Source organism: Ectothiorhodospira sp. PHS-1 (assembly GCF_000225005.1).
GTDB lineage: Bacteria > Pseudomonadota > Gammaproteobacteria > Ectothiorhodospirales > Ectothiorhodospiraceae > Ectothiorhodospira.
The window spans coordinates 90,521-109,058 of sequence record NZ_AGBG01000007.1; the positions used below are offsets into that span (position 1 = coordinate 90,521).

At 63.5% G+C, this 18,538-nt stretch carries 13 protein-coding genes; 6 read left to right on the forward strand and 7 right to left on the reverse strand.

The genetic code is table 11. From position 1 onward, the window contains the following. Positions 1-9: 9 nt before the first annotated feature. The 5 genes from ECTPHS_RS04725 to ahpC form a co-directional block, all read right to left on the reverse strand. A complete protein-coding gene (locus tag ECTPHS_RS04725; protein ID WP_008931550.1) occupies positions 10-2,772 on the reverse strand; it encodes a hypothetical protein in 2,763 nt (920 codons plus the stop codon). 181 nt (positions 2,773-2,953) lie between these two features. Further along, complete coding sequence (locus tag ECTPHS_RS04730) at positions 2,954-6,334, reverse strand: ATP-binding protein (RefSeq protein WP_008931551.1); 3,381 nt, start codon at positions 6,332-6,334, stop codon at positions 2,954-2,956. Between the two features lie 354 nt (positions 6,335-6,688). Further along, a complete protein-coding gene (locus tag ECTPHS_RS04735; protein ID WP_008931552.1) occupies positions 6,689-7,069 on the reverse strand; it encodes a hypothetical protein in 381 nt (126 codons plus the stop codon). 249 nt (positions 7,070-7,318) lie between these two features. Beyond that, positions 7,319-8,875: an alkyl hydroperoxide reductase subunit F gene (ahpF, locus tag ECTPHS_RS04740; RefSeq protein WP_008931553.1), complete on the reverse strand. Its 1,557-nt coding sequence runs from the start codon at positions 8,873-8,875 to the stop codon at positions 7,319-7,321. Between the two features lie 89 nt (positions 8,876-8,964). Then, a complete protein-coding gene (gene ahpC, locus ECTPHS_RS04745; protein ID WP_008931554.1) occupies positions 8,965-9,528 on the reverse strand; it encodes an alkyl hydroperoxide reductase subunit C in 564 nt (187 codons plus the stop codon). A gap of 265 nt (positions 9,529-9,793) precedes the next feature. Between ahpC and ECTPHS_RS04750 the strand changes: the two genes are divergently transcribed. From ECTPHS_RS04750 to ECTPHS_RS04770, 5 genes are read left to right on the forward strand one after another with little or no spacing between them, the layout of a single operon-like run. Beyond that, positions 9,794-10,180: a DVU3141 family protein gene (locus ECTPHS_RS04750; protein WP_040405197.1), complete on the forward strand. Its 387-nt coding sequence runs from the start codon at positions 9,794-9,796 to the stop codon at positions 10,178-10,180. Between the two features lie 56 nt (positions 10,181-10,236). Continuing rightward, positions 10,237-11,916 carry a polysaccharide biosynthesis/export family protein gene (locus tag ECTPHS_RS04755; protein WP_246828309.1) on the forward strand — a complete coding sequence of 560 codons (1,680 nt, stop codon included), beginning with the start codon at positions 10,237-10,239 and terminating at the stop codon, positions 11,914-11,916. Then, positions 11,916-12,695 (forward strand): ABC transporter permease, encoded by a 780-nt coding sequence (locus tag ECTPHS_RS04760; RefSeq protein ID WP_040405144.1) that lies wholly within the window; start codon positions 11,916-11,918, stop codon positions 12,693-12,695. Before ECTPHS_RS04755 ends, ECTPHS_RS04760 begins: the two co-directional genes overlap by 1 nt. Then, positions 12,692-13,465, forward strand: a complete 774-nt coding sequence (locus ECTPHS_RS04765; RefSeq protein ID WP_008931558.1) for an ABC transporter ATP-binding protein — start codon at positions 12,692-12,694, stop codon at positions 13,463-13,465. Before ECTPHS_RS04760 ends, ECTPHS_RS04765 begins: the two co-directional genes overlap by 4 nt. Continuing rightward, positions 13,462-14,547: a chain-length determining protein gene (locus ECTPHS_RS04770; protein WP_008931559.1), complete on the forward strand. Its 1,086-nt coding sequence runs from the start codon at positions 13,462-13,464 to the stop codon at positions 14,545-14,547. The genes ECTPHS_RS04765 and ECTPHS_RS04770 overlap by 4 nt, the downstream gene beginning before the upstream one ends. On the opposite strand, the gene ECTPHS_RS04775 is transcribed toward ECTPHS_RS04770, so the two are convergent. Both ECTPHS_RS04775 and ECTPHS_RS14530 read right to left on the reverse strand, forming a co-directional pair. Further along, positions 14,535-16,550, reverse strand: a complete 2,016-nt coding sequence (locus tag ECTPHS_RS04775; RefSeq protein ID WP_008931560.1) for a capsular polysaccharide biosynthesis protein — start codon at positions 16,548-16,550, stop codon at positions 14,535-14,537. The two genes, ECTPHS_RS04770 and ECTPHS_RS04775, sit on opposite strands and share 13 nt — an antisense overlap. A 79-nt stretch (positions 16,551-16,629) precedes the next feature. After that, a complete protein-coding gene (locus tag ECTPHS_RS14530; protein WP_141565258.1) occupies positions 16,630-16,935 on the reverse strand; it encodes a hypothetical protein in 306 nt (101 codons plus the stop codon). Positions 16,936-16,960: 25 nt separating this feature from the next. Here ECTPHS_RS14530 and ECTPHS_RS04785 point away from each other — a divergent pair, with 25 nt between their 5' ends. Continuing rightward, positions 16,961-18,529 carry an ATP-binding protein gene (locus tag ECTPHS_RS04785; protein WP_008931562.1) on the forward strand — a complete coding sequence of 523 codons (1,569 nt, stop codon included), beginning with the start codon at positions 16,961-16,963 and terminating at the stop codon, positions 18,527-18,529. Positions 18,530-18,538: the final 9 nt, after the last annotated feature.

Below are 18,538 nucleotides of genomic sequence, written 5' to 3' on the forward strand. Positions count from 1 at the left end.
GTTCGCATATCACCCGGTGACCACCGACCGACCGCGGGTGCGCAGGCCGATCAGGGCGGCATGCCGGATACTCTGGAGCAGGGCCTGACGGCCGGTGCCGGTGCAGGGGATCCAGGGCCGGGGCGGGTCATTGAGGGCCTCGCGCAGGACCCGGCCCAGGGTGGTCCGCATCATGGTCATCAGGACCACCGCGTCGGCCTCCGCCGCCTGACGCTTGAGGTGATTGACGTCGCGCCCCCAGTTGGAAGACCAGCCGGTATGACGAAACGCCACCCGGACCCCCGGCCACTGGTCGGTGATTTCCCGGATCAGGTCATCACTGTACCGGGCCTGGATCTCGTTACCACCCACGAACAAGACGGTCAGCTCGGCCCCGCCCTCCAGTTGCTCCAGCAGTTCGCTGTCCTCGTCGTGTTCCGCCTCGGCACCGGGTAAAACCAGATCTTCATACTGGGCCGGGGCCGCGCCGCACTCGCGGAATAGCGCCAGGGTCTGAGCGGCCTCCAGGGGCCGGGCATCGCGCAGGGCAAAGAACAGGGCCCTGAGTTGGGCAAAGGCTTCCGGATCACGGCCCAACCGGCGATACAGGCGGAACCGGGCGCGCAGGATATCCGTCTCCGACCAGGCCGGATCCAGCCGGGCCGGCGCCTCCAGCAGATCGAGCATGGGTTCGCAGAACCGGGAATCCTCATGGGCCAGGTGCTCCAGCCCGTCCAGCCCCTCCTGAGCCGTCTCCACCCGCCCCGCCGACAGGGCCGCCGACACCAGCAGTGACAGACGTTCCCAGCGGGCCTGCAGCGGCTGATCAGCGCCATCCCGGCACAGGATCTGCAGATCATCCAACAGCCGGGATGAGCGGGCAAACCATTCCGGCCGGTGGATCAGCGGCAGGACGGCCTGTCCGTGCCGGCACCACAGGGATTCGGCAATCTCTCCCGCCAGGGCCGGATCCACCAGATCCGCGCATTCCAGCAGACGCTGCATCCCCCACTCCGGCCACGGGGCCGCGGACGGGTCCCGCGCCAGCAGCATCCGCCAGGTCTCCATGGCCGCCTGGGCCGAGGCGGCATCCAGCCGAGCCATCATGAGCACGGCCTGCATGAAACGGCAGCGATCCACCAACAACGGACGCTCCGGGTCCTGGGCATCGGTTTCCGTCATCATCCCGATCAGGGCGGCATTCACATGCATCAGGGCCTGCTCCCGGGCCTCGTCACCGCTGTCGGTCTCCATCCAGCGCAGAAAATCCCGCACCCCCAGGGCATAGTGAGCCCCCAGGGCCGCCGACCCGAATCGTTCCACCGCCTCGGTGAAATACCGCTCTCCCTGTCGGAGCTGGGTCAGGATCGCGCGCACCCGATCCAGGCCCGGCGGCAACACCAGTTCGGCCAGGGAACGAAAGCCCCCCAGCACCAGCCCCATGTCCGCATGCAACCGGGGCGACATCAGACGTCCCTCGGCGATCAGCCCGGCAAAGGCCTCCTTCGCCGCGGAGAAATTGCCCTGCAACTGCAGGGCCTGGCCCAGACGGCGCCCCAGCCCGGCCTCAAGAGCGGCCCGCTCGGTGATGTCCAATGCCACATGGGGCAGGCCCTCCCGCAGTTCCACCAGCAACACGTTGGCAATGGCTGCATCGCCCCGGTGGATGGCATCGGTGGCGGACTGGAGGATCAGCGTGGCGGTGGCCGGGGTCAGGTGCCGGCGCTGGCCACGCAACAGTCGGGTGGCCTCGTTCTGGAATCCGTGGGTGAGTAAATAGGGATGTACCTCGGTGAGCATGCCGGCCCCGGCCCCACCGGGGGTGGACGAAGCGGCCCGGAAGATGGCGGCATACCGGTGCAGGGCATCCCTGACCGAGGCATGATTCTGCTGCCGCACGTAGCCGCTGAGCAGTCCCGCCAGATACCACTGGCGTCGTTCGTCATTCATCTCGGGGCGTCCCATGTCGGGACGTCGCCCGGGCAACAGGGCGTCGAGAAAACCCAGGTGAAAATAGCTGCGCTTGCGACTGGTATCCAGGGCATGTACCGATTCCACCAGATCCACCAATTCGTCGGGCTTGAGGGCCCGGTCTTCCTCGGCCAGAGTGGCGATGATCTGTTCCATCACCACCCGGTCCAGCTGGGTGAACTCCTCCGAGACATCCAGCACCGCCCGCTCGGCGACCTCCTCCACCACGATCGACTGCTCTTTCTGTCGGGCCGCTTCCGCCGCCGCCATGGCCTGGTCCAGGGCCGGCAGCACCGGGTCCAGAAACCGCCACAGATCCGGGTCCATCAGCTTGAGCACATGGAAATAGACACCCACCTCCATGGCCCCGAACTCCTCCACCAGGGCGTCCTTGGCCTTGACCATGTCGGCGGGGGGATGGATCTTGTCGTCCCCGCCCACCACGAAGCCCCGTTCATCATGGGGGACACCGCACAGATCCAGAAAACGACACATGATGGCCGACTTGTAGTCGGCGAAGTACCCCAGGAACAGCAGGGTCCATTCCCGCGCCCCCAGAACCACCGGCACATGGGGCAGCAGAACATCGGCCAGCTGATGGTTGTTCATGCGCTTGAGGGTTTCGACGCGAAACCCCTTGCGGCGCGCCAGGGTCTTGAGGGTGGCGTCGCATACCAGCTCAAGCCGGGAGGCCGGCTCCCGCAGACGTTCCAGAAAGGAGATCACCGCCCGGTGTCGATCCAGGGGCAGCAGCCGATTCCAGACCGCCTTCCAGTCGTTGAGTCCCGCCTGCGGCATCGGTGCCGCCACGCCCCGGGCCATGGTCACCCTCCCCTTGCCGGTCCGCCGACCGGCGTCCGGACAATTCGGGAAGAAAGGCCCACAAGGGCCTGAAGCATAAGCAGATGTGCTGAAGGGTATCTGGGCATACCCCGATCATAGATGGGTCCCGGTGGCTCAACAATGGCCACGGGGCTGAATTTCACCCGGAGACGGGCCGCCGTCACTCAAGCGACGACAGGGCCTCCGACCGCATCCCCACCAGCAAGGCTTCCACTTTCGGCATACCTTCCCGAAGTACCTGGCGATGGCGGGGCAAGGTGCCCAGCACGGCCGTCAATGCACCCGGAAGCTGTTCGTAGATCAGCAGCAACGCATCATCCAGGGTCTCGATCATGTCCAGCGCCTGATCGTGATGATCGGTCCCGAGCCCGGCCTCGATACTTGCCAGGTCCGTGGCCGCGGCGCAAGCCCCTATGGTCATCAGATGCCCCTTCAAGGTATGGGCCATGCGACGGGCCGTGATCAGATCATTCTCCGTGAGAGACTGCCTGAGTTCAGCCAGCCGCTCCGGTAGCTCGGGCAGGATGGTCAACAGGGTATCCATCAACAGGATACTGTCGTCTCCCAAACGCTGCAGCACCACGGACAGATCCACGATGGGAAGGGTCTCTTCCTCCGCGGCTGAGAGGGTCTCGATTTCACGGGGCGTTCGAGCGCCCATCACCCGGTCAATGGCCTGTCCCAGCCCGGCCAGACTGATGGGTTTGAAGATATAATCATTCATCCCCGCCGCCAGTCCCCGTTCCCGGTATTCGCTCAGGGCATGGGCCGTCAGGGCGATCACCGGCAGCTCCCGACAGGCCTCGCCGGCCTGCCCTTGCCTGATTCTGCGAGTGGCCTCAAAGCCGTTGATCCCCGGCATCTCCACGTCCATCAGGACCAGATCGGGACAGTCCGTTGTCAGATACCCGAAGGCGGCCTGGGCATTGTCGGCCACCGTCACTCGATGTCCCAGCCGCTTGAGCAGATGCACGGCCACCACCACGTTGGCCGGGGTATCTTCCACCAAAAGCACATGCCAGGAGCGGGTGGGTTGAATCTGCAGTGTTTCAACCGCGGGCAGGACGGATGCCTTCACTGCCTTGCCCGGGGCCATGGCCACGGTGAAACGGAAGGTGCTGCCCTCTCCCGAACGACTGCTCACCGTGATCTCACCCCCCATCTTCTCCACCAGTTGACGGGTAATGGTCAGCCCCAGCCCGGTGCCGCCATGGCGGCGTCCGGCCGAGCCGTCCACCTGGGTGAAGGCCTGAAAGATCTCACGGTGACGTTCCGGGGGAATCCCCTCACCGGTATCGATCACTTCGAATGCCAGTCGCAGTCGCTGGTCCGGCTTACCCAGACAATGGGTCTGCAATCGCACCGACCCCTGCTGGGTGAACTTGACGGCATTGCCGATCAGATTGATCAGAACCTGGGTCAATCGGTGCGCGTCCCCTTTCAGGTAGCGTGGCAGATCCGGGGCCAACTCCAGTGTCAGTGCGAGCCCCTTGTCCTCGGCCGGCACACGCAGGGTCTCGATCACCTCCGCCAGAACCTGGTGAAGATCAAAATCCGCCTCCACCAGTTCCATGCGTCCGGCCTCGATCTTTGACAGATCCAGGATGTCGTTGATGATCGTGAGCAGATGCCGGGCCGAGTGCTCGATGATGTGCATGAAGTCCCGCGACTGCCCGGCGGGCTGATTGAGCAACACCAGTTCACTCAAACCCAGGATCGCATTCATGGGGGTCCGGATCTCATGGCTCATCCGGGCCAGAAACTCGCTCTTGGCCTGATTGGCCGACTCCGCCGCCTCACGGGCACTGATCAGCTGTCGCTCCATGACCCGCAGGTCACTGATATCGGTGTAATAGACCATGCCCCCGATCACTTCCCCCTCCTCATTCAGGATGGGGCCGGAGAAGATCTGCAAAGCCTTCCCCCCGAAACGGTCTTCTTCCCGGGGCGTGGAGTAGCGGACCACCGGTTTTTTGGAACGAAAACATTCCGATAATGCACACTGTGGACAAGGATCGATCTCGTTCCAGGCAATGCGGTAACAAGGTTGATCCAGCACGGAGGAAAGATTGAGACCGAACAGCTCCAGCAGGCCCTGACTGGCGCTCACGATGCGAAAATCCGCATCGACGATGACGATGTAGCCAGGGATGTTCTCAAAAAAGGCCCGCAACCGGCTGGAGGCCCGATCCAGTTCCTCGGTTCGCTGCGCCACCCTTTGCTCCAGCAGGACGTTCTGCTCGGAGATCACCCGTGCCTGGGATTCCAGGCGCTCGAACTGACCACGCAACTGCCCGGACATGGACTGGAAAGCCTGATCCAGCAGATTGAATTCACGAATGGAAGTATGGCCCGGCGTGCGTTCCCAGTCCCCCCTTGCCAGTCGATCCGCGTCCATGCCCAGGCGCTCCAGCGGAGAGGCGATACGGGCCGCGATCCACACCCCCAACAGCAGGGCCGCCAGTAATACGCCTGCGATCATGATCAGGGTATCCCGGGTCTGGGCGTGAATACTGCCGAGAAAATCCTGTTCCGGCACCACCGCCCCCAGCACCCAGTCAAGCCCCGGTGCCGGTGCGAAGTGCTTCACCTGCAGAAACTGGCGCTCTCCGTCCAGGTCGAAAGTGAGCAGTTCCTCCTCCCCGACGGCCGCCAGGCCGCCGGGCCTGGCACTCAGCAGACGGGCAACCTCCGCCAGCGCTGGAATACCCGAGTCCACTGCCCGCAATGGCAGGAAACGGCCGGCCTCCTCCCGAAAAAACCCGCCCTCGGGCGCCGACGACGAAGCAACCAGATGCCCGTCCCTCTGCATGACGAAAATCAGGACGCCGGGACTCAGGTCGATGCGGCGTAAAAAGTCATGCACCTGAGTCAACACATAGTCCACGGCGAAGACACCCAGCAGATTCCCGTCGTCGTCCTTGAAGGGCTGGGCGGCGGTCAGCGCCAGGTCGTGGATCACGAAATGCCGGTAGATAGGCGTCCAGGTCGGACCGTCCGCCGCCACCCCGGCCTGGTACCAAGGCCGGGCGCGAGGGTCAAAACCGGGATAGACCTGCCTGAGCTCCAGGGCATCCCCAAGATCATTGGTGGAAAAGTTATGGGAATCCCCACCGGTCACCGCACCGGCGCGCACCACCTGGATATCCCCGTCCCTGAGCCGGCGGGCACCATAAAACTCACCTTCCACGGTGCCGAAGAAGCTGTAGGCCAGCGAGGGGTGGGTACTGAGAACACCGTGGAAATAACGCTGCACATTGGCGGTATCCTCCGGTCGCAGCACACCGCTGCGCAGGGACCGGGCATTGGCTTCGTTAACGGCGGGGGGGATGCCCAGATACCCGGTCAGACGATCTTCCACCCGGATCAGCACATCGGTGCGCAGCTGACGCGCAATATCGTCCACGGCCAGCCGACCATCGTGAATCGCCAGCCAGGCCACCAGCGCGGCGGATATCATGGTCAGCAGCACCAGCGGCAGGCCGATGAGCAGACGCAGGGAAAAAGCCGGTGCCCTGATGCCCTCGAATCCCCGTCTCATGTCTGACCGACGTCCCGCCCCCGCCATGCTTCTGCTCCCCTTTTCAGAGCAAGCCGCATAGTCAAATTACCCTGTGATCCAGCGGCAGATCGTGTTTACCCAGTCAATGCCCCGTCCACGGCGACATCCATCGTGATTGTACGTCACCCGCGGCAACATCCGCCTTGATTGTTCACCCCCCTCATTTAAGGGTTGATTGATGCGGCTAAGGGTTGATTGATGCAGCATCGGCTCGCGGATGTTTTGCGGGTTGCGAAAGCCGGCCTGTGCAGGGGCGGCGACAAAGGACCGATGGGCGGCAGCAAGGATCAGTCCGACCACTAGGTCACTGAGGCAAAACCTTGGAGACGAGACTCAAATATCAAAAAAGTCATCCCCGAAACCGTCAAGGAAACCGCCTTCGTCTGCGCCCATGTCACCGGGATCCAGATCCAGATGGGCGGTGTCCAGGCCGATGTCCAGCGGGGAGACGCCCAGGTCCATGGCCACGTCGGCAAAAGCCTGCTGCATCTGTGAACTCAGGACCATGCCGGCGAACAGGGTCCCCAGATAGGCCCCGCCGGCGGCGGCCAGGCCGGTGCCCAGCAACCCGGGGGCACCCCGTCGGCCGCGAGCGGCAATCCGAGGATTACCCTGGGTGGCCTCCAGAAAATGCAGCCGGTCGATCAGTTCCTTGTTGCCCGACTGCAGGATCTTCTGCCGGGCCTCTTCCGCACGTTTGCGTCGTGAATCCATGTGGAGATCCTCCAGGTGGATGGGGTGTGCCTGACAGGGTTGGACACGGAAAATGTTGAGAAATCCCCTTCCATCACCAAAATTTTGCCACCGTCACGCCCACCTCCCCGTCACTCCCGCGAAAGCGGGAGCCCAGGATTCCCGGCATCACTGGATTCCCGCCTGCGCGGGAATGACGGAAGTTCGATCCCGACAAAACGACACGATTGAACTGGATGCCTGTCGGCGGGGGAATGAACTGACCCGGGATCAATTCCGGATCAGATAATCAAACGCCCCCAGCGACGCCTTGGCGCCCTCGCCCACCGCAATCACGATCTGCTTGTAGGGCACCGTGGTGACATCCCCGGCCGCAAACACCCCGGGCACCGAAGTCATGCCATGGGCATCCACCACGATCTCACCGCGGGCGGACAACACCACCGGCGACGCCTTGAGCCATTCGGAGTTGGGGACCAGACCGATCTGCACGAAGATCCCCTCCAGATCCAGACGCTTGAGCGCATCCGTGTCCCGGTCCTTGTAGGTCAGGCCGGTCACCTTGCTGCCGTCACCGTTCACTTCCATGGTCTGGGCATGGGTGATGATGTCCACGTTGGGCAGACTGCGCAGCTTTTTCTGCAACACCGCATCGGCCCGCAGCTCGGTCATGAACTCGATCAACGTGACGTGGGCCACCACGCCCGCCAGGTCGATGGCTGCCTCCACGCCGGAGTTGCCGCCGCCGATCACCGCCACCCGCTTGCCCTTGTACAGGGGACCATCGCAATGCGGGCAGTAGGCCACGCCCCTGGCCCGATACTTCTGCTCACCGGGCACGTTCATCTCTCGCCAGCGGGCACCGGTGGCCAGGATCACCGTCTTGCTGCGCAGCACCGCGCCGGAGGCGAAATGCACCTCGTGCAGCCCGGCCTCACCCTGGGCGGGCACCAGCTTCGCGGCCCGCTGCAGGTTCATGATGTCCACCTCATATTCCCTGACGTGGTTTTCCAGCGCCGCCGCCAGCTTGGGGCCTTCCGTATGGGGCACCGAGATGAAGTTCTCGATGGCCATGGTATCGAGCACCTGACCACCGAAACGCTCCGCCGCCACCCCGGTACGGATGCCCTTGCGGGCCGCATAGATGGCCGCCGCGGCGCCGGCGGGACCACCGCCTACCACCAGCACGTCGAAGGCGGCCTTTTCATTGAGCTTTTTCGCCTCCCGCTCCGCCGCCCCCTTGTCGATCCTGGCCAGGATCTGCTCCAGGCTCATGCGGCCCTGATCAAAGGGCTGACCGTTGAGGAAGATGCTGGGCACGGACATCACTTCCCGTGTCTCCACCTCGTCCTGGAACAGGGCGCCGTCAATGGCCACGTGACGCACGTTCGGGTTGAGCACCGCCATCAGGTTCAGGGCCTGCACCACGTCGGGGCAGTTCTGGCACGACAGGGAATAATAGGTCTCGAACAGGAACTCCCCTTCCAGAGACCGGATCTGCTCAATCACCTCGGGCGAGGCCTTGGGCGGATGCCCCCCCACCTGCAGCAGGGCCAGCACCAGGGAGGTGAACTCATGGCCCATGGGCAGACCGGCAAACACCACCCGTCCGCTCTCGCCGGGACGCACCAGGGCAAAGGAGGGACGGCGACCGTCCCGACCGTCGGTGCGCAGGGAGATCTTGTCGCTCAGGGCGGTGATCTCCCGCAGCATCTCCAGCAATTCATTGGATTTTGGGCGTTCATCCAGGGTGGCCACGATCTCGAAAGGCTGGGTGACCTTTTCCAGATAGGCCTTCAATTGGTTCTGCAGATTGGCGTCCAGCATGCCGAATGACCTCATAAAAAAATGCCCGGGACTCGGCCCGGGCAAGGAATAGGAGATTTGGGCAATTCAATGGGCGTGAGCAGCCCGGCTCAGATCTTGCCGACCAGATCCAGGGACGGGGCCAGGGTCTTCTCCCCTTCCTTCCACTTGGCGGGGCAGACTTCGTTGGGGTGAGCCGCCACATACTGGGCCGCCTTCACCTTGCGCAGCAGTTCCTCGGCGTTACGACCGATGTTGCCGGCATTGATCTCGACGATCTGGATCACGCCCTGGGGATCCACCACGAAGGTGCCACGCTCGGCCAGACCGGCCTCCTCGATCAGCACTTCGAAGTTGCGGGAAATGGTCAGGGTCGGGTCCGCAATCATCGGGAACTGCAGCTTGTTGATGGTTTCGGAACTGTCGTGCCAGGCCTTGTGGGTGAAGTGGGTGTCGGTGGACACGCTGTAGATCTCCACGCCCAGCTTCTGGAACTCGGCATAGTTGTCGGCCAGGTCGCCCAGCTCGGTGGGGCACACGAAGGTGAAGTCAGCCGGATAGAAGAAGAACACCGACCACTTGCCCTTGATGCTCTCGTCGGTCACCTCGACGAACTCGCCGTTGTGGAAGGCGGTGGCCTTGAAGGGCTTGACTTCGGTATTGATCAGGGACATGACAGGCTTCTCCAAAGGTTGTGATTTAGACGCATTCCAAATGTTGTGGTACAATAATACCCAGACTGTCGGATAGATGCAATTGAAGATTTCAATCACCCAAAAAGCTGTTATCTATCACGAAGGGGGGGATGTTGCCCGCGAAGCGCACGTTCAAATCCATGGCCCGACAGGTTAAACTGCCGCACACCCCGGCGGGCCTTCACAGCCGCCCTCCCACTTCCAGTGGCAACCGGACTCAAGCAAGCACACCATGGGTTACACCTTGCACACGGCCAGATCCACCCCCCTGGCCCTCCTGATCTGTATGGCCACCCTGACGGCCTGCAACACCCTGCCGACCGCGCCCACCGAAGGCGCCTGGCTCAGCATCCATGCTCCGGACGCCATGGATGCCCTGTCACCCGCCCTCAACAGCTTCCTCAATGAGGCCCCCGCCGGCAGCAGCATTGCACTGTCGGACAGTCCTTGGGGCAATGACGTCCTCATCCACGCCGAAGCCGCCTACTTCGCCGCCAGCGGACGCACCTGCCGCGGCCTGGTGGTGCAAGGCGAGCATGGACAACGGCCGGCCCTGGTCTGCCGCAAGAGCGAAGCTGAATGGGAAGACGTTCGCGTACTCACCGGCCCGGTCGGGGACATCACACCATGAGCCTTTGCACAACCGCCCAAAGCCTGCCCAAAACCGGTCGCCCCGCCGCATGGCTTGTGACAACCCTGCTGCTGATCATGCTGCTCCCGGCATTGCCCATGACCGCCGCGGCACAGAGCTTCAGCGGCATGGGAGACCTCCCCCGCGCCCAGCAGGCCGCCCCCATACCGGACACCCTGGAGCCCCCCTCTCCGGTGGACTGGCGTACCGGCACCCACGGCCCCGTACCCGGCACCCTCGGCCGGGACACCGGCATCGCCCCTTTCGGCGCCCACCTGTTCAAGGGCGGCTTTCGCGGCACCCGCGCCGCCGGCCTGAGCCCCGACTACCGCATCCTTCCCGGTGATCAGATCACCCTGCGGGCCTGGGGCGCGGTGGAAATCGACCGCGTACTGCCCGTGGACGCCCAAGGCAACATCTTCATCCCCTATGTGGGGCCGGTGCAGGTCCAGGGGCTGCCCCACGGCCAGCTGGACGGTCGCGTCAGAAGCGCCGTCAGATCCGTATTCACCGACAACGTGGAGGTCTACACCAACCTCCAGGGCACCCAGCCCGTGGCCCTGTTCGTCACCGGGCACGTGGTCAACCCCGGCCGCTACGCCGGCAGCCCCCACGACTCCCTGCTCTACTTCCTGGACCAGGCCGCCGGCATCGACCAGGACACCGGTAGCTACCGCCGGGTGCGCCTGATCCGCGACGGCGAAACCATCGCCCTGGCCGACCTGTATGATTTCCTGCTCACCGGCAGCATTCCCCGCCCCCAATTCAAGGATGGCGACACCCTGGTGGTGGAACGTCGCGGCCCCGTGGTCACCGTGGCCGGTGACGTGGCCCGCCCCCACCGCTTCGAACTGGAACCGGACACCCTCACCGGCCAGAGCGTGCTTGATCTGGCCCAGCACAAGCCGGATGCCTCCCATGTCCTGGTGCGCGGCGTGCGTGCCCAAGGCCCCTTCTCCGCCTATCTGAGCCTGGAGGAATTCCGCCGCACCCCGCTCAACAACGGTGACGAGATCCTGTTCTCCGCCGATGAGCGGCCGGACACCATCGTGGTTCAGTTGGAAGGCAGCTACATGGGGCCCTCCCGCTTCGCCGTGCCCAAGGATGCCCGTCTTCGGGAACTGCTGGACAGCATCGCCGTCGATCCGCGCCTGACCGACGTCACCGCCGTTTCCATCCGCCGCCTGTCGGTGGCCGAACGCCAGCGTCAATCCCTGGAAGACAGCCTGCGGCGCCTGGAGACCACCTACCTGGGGGCCTCGTCCGCCACGCCCGAAGAGGCCACCATCCGCGCCCGCGAGGCGGAACTGATCCAGGGCTTCGTCGCCCGGGCGCGACAGGTACAGCCCACCGGCCGCATGGTGGTGGCCAGCGAGGACCGCATCGCCGACATCCGCCTGCAGGACGGCGACATCATCACCATCCCGGAGCGTTCCGATTCCCTGCTCATCAGCGGCGAGGTGCTGATCCCCCAGGCCATGGTCTACGTCCCCGGCCAGAGCCTGCGTGACTACATCGACCGGGCCGGCGGCTTCAGCCAGCACGCGGATCGCAAGCACATCCTGGTGGTGCGTCAGAACGGCGAGGTCCGCGCCGCCGACCAGGTGGCCCTGCGCCCCGGCGACGAGATCCTGGTGCTGCCGGAAGTACCCACCAAGAACCTGCAACTGGCCGCCACCCTCACCCAGATCCTTTACCAGATCGCCATCGCCACCAAGGTTGTCGTGGATCTTTGATGCGTACACCCTGGCAGGTCACATGGAGCGTCTGGCGGGCGCTGTTTCTGCGAGAAGCGGTGGCGCGCACATCGGGAGACCGGTTTGCGTGGTTCTGGATGCTGGCGGAGCCGATCCTGTTCGTGGTCATCATGGTGTCCATTCGTGACATGCTGGGCCGCATCCGCCTGATCACCGGAGCGGAGTTCATCCCTTGGCTGATCGTGGGACTAACCGCCTTCTTCCTGTTCCGTGAAGGCGTGCTGCGTTCCATGGGGGCCGTGGATGCCAACAAGGCCCTGTTCGCCTACCGGCAGGTGGCCCCGGTAGACCCGGTACTGGTCCGCAACGTGGTAGAAGGCATCCTCAAGACCGTCGTGCTGTTCATCCTGATTGCCGGTGCCTCGCTGCTGGGTCACGACATCCTCCCCAGCGACCCGCTGATGGCCATGCTGGCCTGGCTTTCCCTGTGGCTGCTGGGCATGGGGGTGGGGCTGGTGGTGTCGGTACTGGTCAGTCTGGTGGCCGAGATCGGCATCCTCATCCGCATGATGATGCTGCCCATGCTGATCCTCTCCGGCGTCATCATCCCCCTGCAGAACCTGCCCCACCACATACAGGAATACCTGCTCTACAACCCGGTGGTCCATGGGCTGGAGGTGCTGCGACTGGCCTTCTTCGGCGGCTACAAGACCCTCGGCGGGGTTGACTTCGCCTACCTGTGGTACTGGATCATCGGCTCCACGGCCCTGGGTCTGGCTCTGCATCTTCGCTTCGCCCAGCGACTCAAAGCCCAATGATCGAGATCAAACACGTCTACAAGCGTTACCACAACCATCACGGCAGTGACTGGGTGCTGCGTGACATCAATGTCTGCATCCCAAAGGGGATCAGCGTAGGCCTGCTGGGCCGCAACGGCGCCGGCAAATCCACCCTGCTCAAACTTATCGGCGGCATGGACTACCCCGACCGGGGAGAAATCATCCGCCGCTGCCGGGTCTCCTGGCCCATCGGACTGCGGGGCGGTTTCCAGGGCAACATGACCGGTCGCCAGAACGTCAAGTTCGTGGCGCGCATACATGGCGGGGAACAGTCTATTGAGGACGTGATCCGTTTTGTGGAAGATTTTGCCGAGATCGGAGAGGCCTTCGACGAACCGGTCAAGACCTACTCCAGCGGCATGCGCAGCCGCCTGGGCTTTGGTCTTTCCCTGGCGTTCGATTTCGACGTCTATCTGTCCGACGAAGCCACCGCCGTGGGTGACCGGAGCTTCAAAAAAAAGGCCAAGAAGGCCTTCAGAGACAAGGTGGGGCGGGCCAGTCTCATCATGGTCTCCCACAGCGAGGGCATCCTCAAAGACCTGTGCCAAGCCGGCATTCTGCTGGAAAAGGGTCAGGCCATCTGGTTCGACAGCATAGACGAAGCCATCAAGGCCTATCACGATAGTATCGAGGCCGAAGTCAGCGCCAAGGCTGTACCCAAAAAACGCCCTGTAAAACCAGCCAGGCCCGAAACCAACGCCGTCGCCACTCCTCGGCCCGCTCAGGCACAGCCTCCACACTCACAATGAAGAATCTCATCCTCAAGCACCCTTACTGGCCCCTCTGCCTGATCCTGATCCTGGGGGCGACCCTCTACTGGTCACTGCTGGCCACGGATCGTTACGTCTCCCAGGCCAACGTGGTGCTGCAGACCCCGCAGATCGCGCCGCCGACCCTGAGTTTTGCTTCATTGCTCTCCGGCGGTAATAATATGGCCGACATGCTGCTGCTGCGGGATCATCTGCTTTCGGTGGACATGGCCCGCAAGCTGGATGAGGCCTTCGATCTCAGGGGGCATTACAGCGACCGTCGCATTGATCGTCTCTCCCGTCTCAACGACACCGACGGCCACCTGGAAAAATTCCACCGCCACTACCTGCGCCGGGTAAAAGTGGAGATGGACGAATACGCCCAGATCATGCGCATCAGGGCCAGCGCCTATGATCCGGATCTGGCCCAGGCCATGGTCATCAAACTCATGCGCGAAGGCGAGGCCCACATGAACGCCATGGGCCAGCGCCTGGCTACCGAACAGGTCCGGTTCATCGAAATCCAGGTCGCAGACCTGCAGAGGCGGCTGGAACAGGCCCGGGAAAACCTCCTGGCCTTCCAGAACCGGCACGGTCTTATCTCCCCCACCGGCACGGTGGAAAGCCTGAGCACCGTGGTGGCCTCACTGGAGGCGGAACTGGCCAAGCTCAGCGCAAGACAGATGGCCCTGAGTGAATCCCAAAGTCCCACCTCGCCGGAAATGGTCCGTCTGCGCAGCGAGATCCAGGCCATTCGCAACCAGATCGACATCGAACGCACCCGCATGGCGGCCCAGAGCGGTGACGCCCTCAATCGTCTGGCCGCCGAATATGAAACCCTGCTGCTGCAGGTGGAGTTTGCCCGGGAACTCTATGCCAACGCCCTGGCCTCCCTGGAAAACACCCGGGTCGAAGCCGCCCGCACCCTCAAGCAGGTTTCGGTGCTGCAGGAGGCCACCTACCCCCAATACGCCATGGAGCCACGGCGAGTGTACAACATCACCGTTTTCAGCATCCTGGCCATCCTCGGCGCCCTGATCACCCACATGCTGGCCGCCATCATCCGTGATCACCGGGATTGATGATCCGGGAGCAGGCCCGCCACCAGGCCCCTGACCTTGCGAACCTGCCGTCGGACCCAGCCCCGCCGCAAATGCACCAGCCTGCCCTGCGCCTGCAGGGCATCGCGCTCCGCCACCAGCCCCCGCAGCACCGCCTCGCAGGACACGAAGCCCCGCACCGACCCGTCCCAGTACAGCGGATAACGCAACAAGGCCCCGGCCACCAGCGCATCCAGGCTCAACCGGCGGGTGCGCCCGGGCATGGGCAGGGCATCCTGCGTCAGCCCCCATCCGGCATAGAACGGCCGACCATGGACCACCACCGGTTTTTCCCGCAACAGGGCCTCGAACCCGGCCATGGAAGTCATGGTATGTACCGCATCCGCCGCCTCGATACAGGCCACCACGCTGGCCTCCCGCTCGATCCAGTCCGCGTGAGCCAGCGCCTGGTCATCAGGCACGTGCCCTCGCCGGTTGCCGGAACTCACGTCCGGATGCGGCTTGAAAACGATGAAGGCCTCCGGACAGGCGGCCCGGGCGGCCCGGATCAGCCCCAGATTGGTGTTGACCCCGGCACAGCCGTGGCGGATGGAGGCATCATCCTCCACCTGCCCCGGCACCAGGATCACCGGACGGTCACCGGCAGGCCACTGCACCGGGGCATGGCTTTCCAGGTTGTACTTGGTCAGACCCTGTCGGACGATCAGATCACGCACGGTACGCGCCCGTGCCAGTTCGTCCGGCTGGAACACCGCCGTGTTGAGCAGCCGTTCCAGATCGGACGGCGTCCGGGGATCGAAATAGAGTCCCTGTTCATCCAGCACCAGGGAACGCGGCGGAATCAGATCCGAACCCAATCCCACCGAGCGATAGAAACCGTCCTCAATAAAAAAGGTGCGCAGCCCCCATTCCCCGGCAAGCGTCATCAAGTCTTCCGGCGCATCCCGTCCCCAATGCACGAAGGCATCACCGGGCCGCGGATCCATCGCCGCCGCGGCCTTCGGTGTCGGCACGAACACCACCCCCTCCCGTGCCTGGGCCAACAGCGGCCTCAAATGGGCCTGCTTCCAGCGCTGAACCCCCACACCGATGAAGCGCCGGGGCCACTGATCGCGGACACGCTGCTGGCGCTCGATGAAGTCGGCGACCTGAAAGAAATCCCCCGGGTCGCCGGTTTCCGGATCCAGGTAGCGGGGGTAGCGCAGATAGGCGGCGGCGATGAGTTCCCCGAGGGTGCGCCGCGTGGTACGCCGATCGCAGCCGGCACGATCATCGGTCAACCCCCAGCCACTGTAGAAGGGCACTCCGAAACAGGTGACCGGACGCCCCACGATCAGGGCATCCAGTCCCATTTGGGAGGTAACCACATAGACATGGTGAAAATGGCCCAGCAGGTCATGGGGATGCCAGTCCTGAGTGATCCAGTGGACATCCCGACGGGCCTGGGCCCGCGACAGACAGCTTTGGCGGCGCCCGGCCAGGACATCCGGGTGGGTCTTGATCCAGACCTGGGCATCGGGATGCTCATCAAAGGCGGCCTCCAGCATGCGAAGGAAGGTCTCTTCCGTGGCCAGACCGCAGGTGATGGAGGCATCCCCGGCGGTCTGATCCACCAGCAAGACCCGCTTGCGATCGGGATCGAAAGCGCCGGGAGGCACCTCGGTGCCCTGGTTGTACTTGGTCAGACGCCCCCGACGCAGTCGCTCCAGGGCCAGATCAGCCTGCACCAGGCATGGCACCGAGAACGTTTCATGCTGGAGTATCTGCTCCAGGCGGGAAGGTTGCCGGGCATCAAAATAGATCCCCAGATCGTCCACCACCACGGACAGGGCGGGCGTACCGTTGACCCCCAGCCCGAAGGAGCGCAGGAAACCATCTTCCAGGGTGATGAAGGGCAGATCATGTTTTTCGGCCAAGGCCAGGGTCTTGAAGGCGGGACCCTTGCGCCCCCAGCCCACCAGGGTGGTCACTTCGGCCGGAGGCTTTCTCCATGCGGAAACATGCACCAGGCGGGCGCCGAGCATGCGGGCAACCCGTGTATTGCGGCTCAATGTCCTTGAGCAGGTACCGAAAACCTGAAACAACGAAAATCCCCCTGTGCCATCACCCCGTTGACCGGCCAATGATGCCACAGCCCTGGGTTTCTTCCTGAAAAGCCTGCCTCGTGGAAGCCCCGTGGGAGCCGGCCTGCCAGCGAAATAACGTCCGAGGTGTCATTCCCGCGAAAGCGGGAATCCAGTGGCAGACTGAAACCGTGCACTGGACTCCCGCTTTCGCGGGAGTGACGATGATAATGCCGGTGCCGGTGCCGGTGGCCGTGGCGATGAAGATGAAGATGAAGATGAAGATGAAGATAAAAGATGACGACAACGACCACCACCAGAGGCCATGATAGACTGCCACCGGCACAAGACTTGTTCCCGGAGGGCCAGGCATGGCTGACCAACAGCGCCTCAGACTCCCCATCGGCATTCAAACCTTCTCCGAGATCCGCGAGGGGGGCTACTACTACGTGGACAAGACGCCGGTCATCGAGCGCCTGGTCCACCAGAACAAGTACTACTTCCTCTCCCGCCCCCGACGCTTTGGAAAAAGCCTGCTGCTGGACACCCTGCGCTGCCTGTTCGAAGGCCGTCAGTCACTCTTCGAGGGGCTCCATATCCACGACCGCTGGAACTGGCAGCGAACCCACCCCGTGATTCGTCTGAGCTTTGGTAGCGGCGTGATGCGCAATCGCGAGGAGCTGGACAGACGCATTCGCCACCAGCTGCGCAAGGAGCGCGAGCGTTTCACCCAGGCCACCAGCCCCGAGACGGATATTCCCGGCGAGTTCTCCGATCTGCTGGAATTCGCCCACCAGGAAACGGGCCAGCCGGTCGTGCTGCTGATCGATGAGTACGACAAACCCATCCTCGACAACATTCTGGAACCGGAGCGCGCCCGAGAACTGCGCGAGGGGCTGAAGAACCTCTACAGCGTACTCAAGGACGCCGACCCCCACCTGCATCTGGTGCTGATCACAGGCGTCTCCAAATTCAGCAAGGTCAGCCTCTTCTCGGGGCTGAACAACCTGCGCGATATCACGCTGCTGCCTGAGTATTCAACGATCTGCGGCTATACCGATGACGACATCGACACGGTATTCGCCCTCGAGCTACCCGGCCTGGACCGCGAGACCATCCGCCAGTGGTACAACGGCTATCGCTGGGGCGGCTCCGAAGTAATCTCCGTCTACAACCCTTTCGACGTCCTGCTGCTCTTGCAGAATCGTCAGTTCGGCCCCTACTGGTTCGAGAGCGCCACGCCCACCTTCCTGGTGGATCTGCTCAAGGAACGCGGCGTCTTCACCCCCGAACTCACCGCCTGGCATAGCCGACCGGCACTGCTCAGCCGTTTCGATGTGGACGACATCTCCACCGATGCCCTGCTGTTCCAGACCGGCTACCTCACCCTCAAGGACATCCACGAAGAAGTCCCCAACCGGCCCCTCTACAAACTGGGCCTGCCCAACCAGGAGGTGGAAATCAGCCTCAACGAGGCCCTGCTTCCGGCGCTGGGCGTCAGCCATGCCGTCTTCGATGATGTGGTCATCCGCTTGCCGCGCCTGCTCAAGGCCGCCGACATGGCCGGCCTCGAAGCCCACCTCAAGGCCCTCTACGCCGGCCTGCCCCACGACTGGTACCGCAACAACCCCATTGCTCAATACGAAGGCCACTACGCCAGCGTCTTCTACAGCCACTTCGCCGCCCTGGGCGTCCAGGTCACGGTGGAAGACGCCAGCCATCACGGCCGGGTGGACATGACCGTCGACTTCGGCGGCCATCTCTACCTATTCGAATTCAAAGTGGTGGAGCAACTGCCCGAAGGCAAAGCGCTGGAGCAGATCAAGCAAAAGGGCTATGCCGACAAATACCGCGCCTCCGGCAAGCCGATCCACCTGATCGGCGTGGAGTTCTCCCGGGAAAAGCGGCAGATCGTGGCATTCGATGTGGAAACGGCATGATAAACTCCC